The sequence below is a fragment of the Methanobrevibacter filiformis genome, assembly GCF_001639265.1.
Lineage (GTDB): Archaea > Methanobacteriota > Methanobacteria > Methanobacteriales > Methanobacteriaceae > Methanacia > Methanacia filiformis.
Genome location: NZ_LWMT01000015.1, coordinates 1 through 8,538 on the forward strand (window position 1 = coordinate 1; position 8,538 = coordinate 8,538).

Annotated in this window: 6 protein-coding genes; 4 read left to right on the forward strand and 2 right to left on the reverse strand. The window is 25.5% G+C overall.

The features are described from left to right. Positions 1–145 precede the first annotated feature (145 nt). Together MBFIL_RS00580 and MBFIL_RS00585 are read left to right on the forward strand one after the other, a co-directional pair. Positions 146–628, forward strand: coding sequence for an Ig-like domain-containing protein (locus MBFIL_RS00580; RefSeq protein WP_066970441.1), 483 nt, complete (start codon positions 146–148; stop codon positions 626–628). A gap of 54 nt (positions 629–682) precedes the next feature. Beyond that, complete coding sequence (locus MBFIL_RS00585; protein ID WP_066970442.1) at positions 683–1,114, forward strand: hypothetical protein; 432 nt, start codon at positions 683–685, stop codon at positions 1,112–1,114. A gap of 544 nt (positions 1,115–1,658) precedes the next feature. Here MBFIL_RS00585 and MBFIL_RS00590 read toward each other — a convergent pair. Beyond that, complete coding sequence (locus tag MBFIL_RS00590; protein ID WP_066970444.1) at positions 1,659–3,224, reverse strand: ATP-binding protein; 1,566 nt, start codon at positions 3,222–3,224, stop codon at positions 1,659–1,661. Between the two features lie 876 nt (positions 3,225–4,100). Between MBFIL_RS00590 and MBFIL_RS10405 the strand changes: the two genes are divergently transcribed. Next, entirely contained in the window at positions 4,101–6,812 is a 2,712-nt protein-coding gene (locus tag MBFIL_RS10405) for a right-handed parallel beta-helix repeat-containing protein (protein ID WP_066970446.1), read from the forward strand. A gap of 257 nt (positions 6,813–7,069) precedes the next feature. Here the strand turns inward: MBFIL_RS10405 and MBFIL_RS00600 are convergent, their stop codons facing one another. After that, entirely contained in the window at positions 7,070–7,906 is an 837-nt protein-coding gene (locus MBFIL_RS00600; protein WP_066970448.1) for a hypothetical protein, read from the reverse strand. A 187-nt stretch (positions 7,907–8,093) separates the two neighbouring features. Between MBFIL_RS00600 and MBFIL_RS00605 the strand changes: the two genes are divergently transcribed. Further along, the coding region (locus tag MBFIL_RS00605) for a hypothetical protein (protein WP_157078598.1) at positions 8,094–8,538 on the forward strand (445 nt) is incomplete at its 3' end.

Here is an 8,538-nt window from a genome sequence, read left to right on the forward strand (position 1 = left end):
AAACCCCACCAAGAAAAAATAGAACCAATTGTAGAAGAAGTTTCTGAAATAAGAAAAAAATAAAGAAGCAATGTTTAATTTAAGGCAATTCTATAGAATCGATTAAATCCTTAACTTAACAGCTGTGTATAAAAAAGACATATTCTTGAAATTTTCAGTCCCTGGTAATGGTGTAGTTTACTATAAAATAAATAATAGAAATTATATTAAATACACCAAATCTATTAAAATCACTAAAACTTCAACTATAAGTGTTTATGGGAAAGACATTTTAGGTCATGACTCTGAGGTTTCAACTGTTACCTACATTATAGATAAAGTCTCTCCAACAGTTGTATCTACTACTCTTAAAAAAAATCATGAAAAATCAATAAAATATATTACTATAGAATATTCCGAGAAAACCTTTAAAGTTGATAAAAATAAGTTAAAAAAGATTATTTTAAGAAATAAAAAGAATGATCATGAAGTAGCAATTTCTATTAAATTGAAAAATAATAAAATAATAATTACTCCAAAATCTAAACTTAAAACAAAAACAAGATATAAATTAATCATTACAAAGAACATATTAAAAGATTTAATAGGGAATACTAATAAAGCATATACTTTATCCTTTAAAACATGATATAAAAATGAATCTTTAATTAATTTTAAAATATCAATTGAAATGGAGGAAACAATGTTGAAAAAGAAATATTTAATACTATTTTTCTTTGTTATAGTGTTATCTGGAATTTTTGGAGCCTATGCTGTAACTGAAGGGTTCAGCAATAATAATAGTCAGCACAACTGTGCTAAATGTATTAATAAAACTCAAAATGAAAGTACTAATATTACAAATGAATCTAATAATAAAAATTCCAGTAATATAAAAAATTCAAATGATATTGATAATAATCTAAATGAATATAATAACAATCAGGCAAATAGTAATGTTCAAATCCAAACAGATAATTCAAAAGAAAATAATGGTCAATCCCAAGTAAATACTTCAGCAAATATTTCTAAAAAAAGTGAGGTTAAGAATAATGTAAAATCTGACAGTCAAAGCAATTCTAGACCTAATGCAAATGCTCCAAAAAAAGAGAAATGTTCTGAATGTGTAGATTAGGATAACAGAATAAAAAGTAAAAGAATATTATTTTTAGAGAATAACTAATGTCTACAATTAGAAAATCTTAATATTCTAATACTTACCATATTTCAAGCATTATAGTTTAAGATGAGGCGGTATCAATTAACTATAACTTTATATTGAGCATTTAATAAATAATAAGTGTTTAGTGATTAGTTCTGTTTAATCCACGTTTTATTATGTTACAACGAATTAATTTTTACTTGTACTTCAACATGTTTAACTAAGTTAATATATAACTAGGCATGACCTGAACTATTTTTGGATTCTTACTATTTATCATTAGTATTATATACAGTGATAATATATAAATGTTTGTATTTTTAAAAACTTAAATTTTAAAAAAAACAAGTGAAAAATAGTAAAAATAAAAATATTATTTATTCTTACAATAATCATACTGAAAATAGCTGTTCCTTTTTTATTTGTTTTGGCTTCCCATTACCGTGCATTTTATAAAAAGAATAATGCAAAATAAATTGAAAGCAAACAATTAAATGTTAAAAAGTATTTCGTTTGTTTACAAGTCGTTACACTCCTTGATTATTTTGCATCCTATTTCACTTTCTTTAAATACTATTGCTCCTTTTATAATTTTTTTATTTTTGTATTGCCTTCCATATTCCTGTGTTTCTATTTGTTTTAATGCTTTATTTATCATGTAGTTAATTGAGCTTTTGTTGCTTTGTTTGAACTCAATTATTATTACATAGTCATTTTCTTCTATTATTAAGTCCGCATTTCCTTTATAGCTATGCACTTCACTATGTACATGCAATTTTGCAGTGTACAGTAGCATAAATATTAATGTATGGTAATATTTTTCGTCTTTTCCTCTTAAATCCGTAGGTATTGGTGATAAGTAATCTCCAAGTGTTTCTTTTATTTTTGTGCAATTAGCTTCAATTGTATATTTTAATAGCTTTCTTGCATATTCTAACATATCATACAGAGGTATTTTAGAATATTGGCTTACTAAATTTTCAAATAAGGCAGATTTTACTTCATAATTTGGAATTCTCAAATCATAAAATTTTTCATCTTCTTTTGTTTCAATATTGTTTATTGTAAGATATCCTGTTTGAAATAATAATATTTCATCTTTCATATTAGAAGTAGTTGGATTTTTAAGCTCACTATCTGTAACCATGTTTGGTTCTGCAATAGCCTTAAGATTATATCTATTTAATGGATAATCTGCTAATACATTTGGTGTTCCTGTGTTAAACCAATTTTTAGAAAATTCACCATGCTTAAAACATAATAGTGTAGAATATGGATTATAAACTTTTTCTCTACCATTCCAACTATAACCATTATAAAAAGTTTTAATTTTGGCTATAATCTCTGAGTTCGAAGTTTTAAATTTATTAGATAAGTTTTTTATGTAATCAGAGAAATTATCCTCCAATTCTTCTTGAGTATATCCGCACATTGAGTTAAACTCGTCAATAAGGGTTAAATCATCTACATTATTCAATTTTGAAAATACAGACACTTTAGTAAACTTAGATACTCCAGTTAAAAATATAAACTTAATATACTGATCATTTGTTTTTAAAACTTCATAAAAGCTCCCTAATTTAGATTGAATTTCTTCTAGATTCTTATTTTGAAGATTCGAGATAATAGGCTTGTCATATTCGTCAATTAAAACAACCACACTTTTATTTGTTTTTTTAGAAATTTCACTGATTAAGTCTGTGAATTTTTCTTCTAATGATTCACTGTATATATTTACCTGAAAATCCCTAGCTATTCTATGGATAATATCTTTAAGTTTAGTTTCCAAAACATTTAAGTTATTATAAGTTCCTCCAGCTAAATCTATAGTTATTACAGGATAATTATCTTCCCACTCCCATTTATCATAAATATATAATCCTTCAAAAAGCTTTTTATTTCCTTCAAATAATTCTTTTAATGTACTAAGTAACAATGACTTTCCAAATCGTCGTGGTCTTGATAAGAAATTTATATCTCCACTTTCTATCATTTTATGGACATATTTTGTTTTATCTACATATAAATAATTGTTTTTCCTTAATGTAGCAAAGTTTTGTCTCCCTACAGGTAATTTCTGCATAAGTTTCTTACCTCTTAATCCATTTATATTATTTATTATTTCTGTTTTTGATTGTTTATATAATTGTTGATATTTTTATTAGATATTTTAGGATTAATAATACATGTTTTGTTAAGTTAGCTATTAAATAAAAAGGAAAATATTATATTAAATAGCTATAAGTAAATAACAATCTAAAATAGCTATTAAAAATACTTAATTGGAAAAAATATGCTGTGAAACAATTCAAAAATAGTAAACTACAGAATTTAGTTAAATAAGTTAAATTTATAATTATAATCACTAGATTCATGCTAAACAATTAAATTAATAATAGATATTATAGTATATATCACGAATTTTAATAAAGTTTTTAATAATAAGTTTTTAAAAAAAATCTTTAATTTTATTTAAAAATTGATTATAATATTTATTTTAATAATTAAGAATTTTTAATAATTTATTTAGATAATAGCTATTTAAAAACATTTTATTTTATAAAATAAGCGGCTTAAATCATATTATTATCTTATTTTATTCTTAAAATTTTAAGTTACATACTCAATGCTGTTAAATTGATTTAAATTGATTATAGATTTTTTGAATTATTGTTCTTCTTTTATTCTTTTAACCACTTTTTTATTTACTTGTTTATGATATATATTTATATCTATATTATTTTTCAATAAATTTTATATATAATATAGAACATAAGTACTACTAGTTAATTGATAGTGATTATTCTCTATTTTTTAACTTTTACTATGAAAATATAAATATTAAATTATATATTTATATATATTTTATATAATTATTTATAATTTTATATTATAGATATTTTTTATAGATATTTATAGATTTTTTTATCTGATTTGATTGGATCAGGAGGTGAAAATAATGTTTGTAAAAAATAAAGGATTTATGTTATTTAGTTTAATAATTTTAGCTATTTTGGTTTGTTTTACTGTGTCTGGTGTTAGTGCTGGTTCTTATAATTTTACTAATTCTAGTGCTACTCAGGATTTTCAGGATCTTATTGATACTGATAGTGATGATGAGTTAGAAATTAATCTTACTAGTAATTCATACAATAGTTTAGGTCAGATTAATGTGGCTCGTAATGTTACTATTCAAGGTAAAAATAATCCTGTAATAAATGGTTCTGGGTCTGGTATTTTGTTTAATATTAATGCTCCTAATGTTCGTATTATTAATTTAACTATTGTTGATTATGATACAGCTATAAAATCAAGTTATGGTGATTTAACAATTATGGGGAATAATATTACAACTAAAGATAGTAGTATTAATTTAATTAGTTATGGTGATAATTTAACTAATATACTTATTAAGGACAATGTTATCGTTTCTTCAATAGCTAATTATGGTGCTTTTTATGTTAATGCTTATGCTCCACATATATTTATTGATGTTTCTTTGATTAATAATAATATAACTGCTAATGATACGAGTGATTCTGATGGTGTTTATTTTGGCACTATGAGTCGTTCTATTAATTTGGTTTTTGAAAACAACAACATCATAGGGACAAAATCTGGTGTTCGTGTGGGTGCATCTGGGAGTGACAACCCACAAATTACCCTTACCAATAATAATATCACAGGAACATCCGATTTTTGTGTTTATCTGGATCTATCCTCCAGCAACAACTCACAAATTACCTTCAACAACAATATCATATCAGGAATGAATCTTGGTGTTTATTTGCTTGTAAAAGGAAGCAACAACTCACAAATTACCTTCAACAACAACAATATCACATCAACAAGCGACTCAGGTATGGATCTAGAGGCACATTATGCCAACAACTCACAAATTACCTTCACTAACAACAATATCGCAGGATCAGGTGTTGGTATTGAACTGGAAACAGACAGCGGCAACAACTCACAAATTACCTTCAACAACAACAATATCACTGGAATTGAGCTTGGTGTTAATATAATGGTAAACAACAACTCACAAATTACCTTCAACAACAACAATATCACAGGAACACTTGAATATGGTGTTCTTCTGAATACAAATGTCAACATCGATAATATAACCTTTACTGAGAATAATATTACTGGTGATGCTTATGGTGTGTATTTTTTGTCTACTGAGGGTAATATCAGTGGTGTTAGGTTTTTAAATAATACTATTAATGCTACAAATGGTGATGGATTCTATTTTGATTCTGAGTGGAGTAGTATGCCTACTGATATTAGTGATTTTATTATTCGAGGTAATACTATTTATGCTGAGAATGGTACTGGTTTGAATTTCAGTGCAATGTGTGCTGGTTCGTTGGTTAATGTAACTGTTCAATATAATCGTATTATATCACAGGTTGGTGTTAATATCACTGATCATGATGATAACAGTAGTTTTGATTATAATTGGTGGGGAGTTAACGATATAGCTAATAAAATTTTTGGCATTAATACTAATAATCATTATATTTTGAATATTACTAACACTAGTAGTTTGGATAATGTTCATGTTGGTGATAATATTAGTTTTTATCTGTTAGTCTTAAATACTACTCTTGATAATACTGGTGTTGAGAATTTACCTGATTTTGTTATTAATGGTACTTTTAATGGTGTAGCTTATAATTCTAGTCGTGACGAAAGTTTTAGTCATGTGTTTAACATTTTATCTGAAGGAAAACAAACTAGTGATGCTTCTTTAGATGAGGAATATGTGATTATGAATTTTGGCAGGACAAAATCTACTAGTTCAACTATAAATATTCCAAGTAATGTTAAGGTGGGTAAAACCATAACAATCGATGGAGTACTTGTTGATGAGAATAGTAATCCTGTAGCTAATGCTCCAATTAATGTTACTGTTGATGGTAAAGTTCATTCTTTGACTACTGATTCTAATGGTCAATGGAATCTTACTTATAAACCAAATCATACAGGAAGTGTTAATGCTGTGATTGATTATGCAGGAAACAATGAATACTCCAATTATACCAATACTACAACTTTTAATGTTGTAAAAGATAATGCCATTGTTGATGTTGATGTAGTTAAAAATCCTGATGGATCTGTAGATGTGATTGTCACAGTAACGGATGTTGATGGTAATCCAATACCTGACTATAAAGTTAATGTTGAATTAGATGGTAAACACATCAGAGATATCATTACTAATGTTACTGGTGTTGGAACAATCCATATACCAAATAATGAACTCGATGACGGTCGTCATGTTATTACAGTTTCATCTGATGATATAAACTACAATGCTAATCCAGTTTCAGTTGAGTTTGAAACCCAAAACAACAACAATACTAATAATACTAATAATACTAATAATACTAATAATACTAATAATACTAATAATACTAACAATACTAACAATACTAATAATACTAACAATACTAACAATACTAACAATACTAATAATACTAACAATACTAATAATAATACTAACAATACTAATAATAATACTAACAATACTAATAATAATACTAATAAAACAAGTAAGAATACAGCAGCTAATGCTACTATGAAAAGTACAGGAATGCCTATAATAGCTATTATATTGGTGTTGTTAAGCATATTTAGAATAGGTATTAGAAAACAAGATTAAACATTTTTTAGGAGGATATTTATTTTTTCCTCTATTATTTTATATTAATACATTTTATATTTTTACAATATACTTTCAAAAAATTCATTTTCTTCGTTTTTTGATTATATTTGATTATATTTGTATTTTAAGTTCTTTTTCATTGATTTTATTTACTTATTTATGATATATAACTAAAATAACTAAAATAAAAAATAGCTATTAAAAATAATAGCTATTAAAAAATAAAATATATAAATATATATGGTTTTTATTAGTTAATTTCTTTTATAAACAAAAATTGAAGATATTAATCCAATAATAGCTAAAATAACGCCTATTTGAAGACCTGTGTCTTTCATGTTAAAAGCAACTGCTTTTAAATTATTATTTTTTGAAGATGAAGAGTTATTTGAATTATTTGAATCAAAAGCACCTTGCCCCTTATCCTTAATTTTTAAAACTATGGATTCTTTATCTACAATGTAATTTTTATTTACTTCTGAATTAGAAAAGGTAATATTATGTTTACCTGGTGGTAACTTAGATAAATCAAAATATACTTTACCTTTAGATGAAGTTAGGACATAAGTATGAAATTTACCATCCACATATACATTAACTCTAAGAGATTCTACTGGTTTATTATATGCATCTGTTAATTTTATTTTAGCATATTGTTTACTGTTAGTTTCTTCAATATCTAAGGTTAAATTAACTGGCATTGACTTTACAATAATATAACCTTTTCCTGATGATGATGCATATTTCGAAGAACCATTGTAACTAGCAGTCACAAGATATCTCCCATAATTATACCATGTTCCTTCCATTGAAGTTTCAGCATTTATGCTAATTTGACCAAGAGAATCTGTGTAATATGGGTCTCCAGACCATCCATCTTCAACTATCCTTACTGCTTCACCTTCTAAAGGATTTCCTTTATCATCTACTAATTCCACGAGAATTTTAGTCTTTTCACTATATTTTGAAGTTATATTATGAACTGTTAACTTTGTTTTAACTTTACTATCTGCTGCAAAAGATGCTGATGCACTTATAAGCGAAATAGCTAAAATTAACATCACAAATATAACAAATATTTTTTTATTCATGATTTTGACCTCCTAAATACCTAAAACACGCCTATAATCTATAACTAACCAATAGCTAGTAATTTTTAAGCGTTTATATATAGCTATTATTATAGACGAGGATTCGTATTTAATAATTTTCTTTTTATATGTATTATTTTTTTTCTTTGGTATTTTTATTTATGTTTGATTGTTTATATATTTTTTTATGAGTTTTAATAGTAGTATTCGTAAGTGTTTTAGGTTTGTGTTGAAGAAGTTGAATGTTTGGGAGAGTAGTGGTAAGTTTAGTGTTGATTTTGATTATTTGAGGTCTGTTGTTCGTGGGGATTTTAGTGATTTGTGGAAGGAAGGTCTTAATTTTAATATTAATAGTCCTTTTAATAAAGAGCTTTTGTGTTGTGATTTGGAAAGAATGGTTCGCGCATTAGATGATGGAGAAAGTGTGAATCATTTTAAGACTCTTTTTCTTCTTAACTCTATGAATAATGAAAATGAAGAGTTGTTAGAATTGAAAGAACATAAAAATATGCTGAATTGTGAAATATATAGATCAATACTGGAATCCATGTACAATCACCAGTGCAGAGGTAGACCACATCATGATGTTACTTTAATGTTTAAAATCATGTATTTACAGGCTAAATATAATT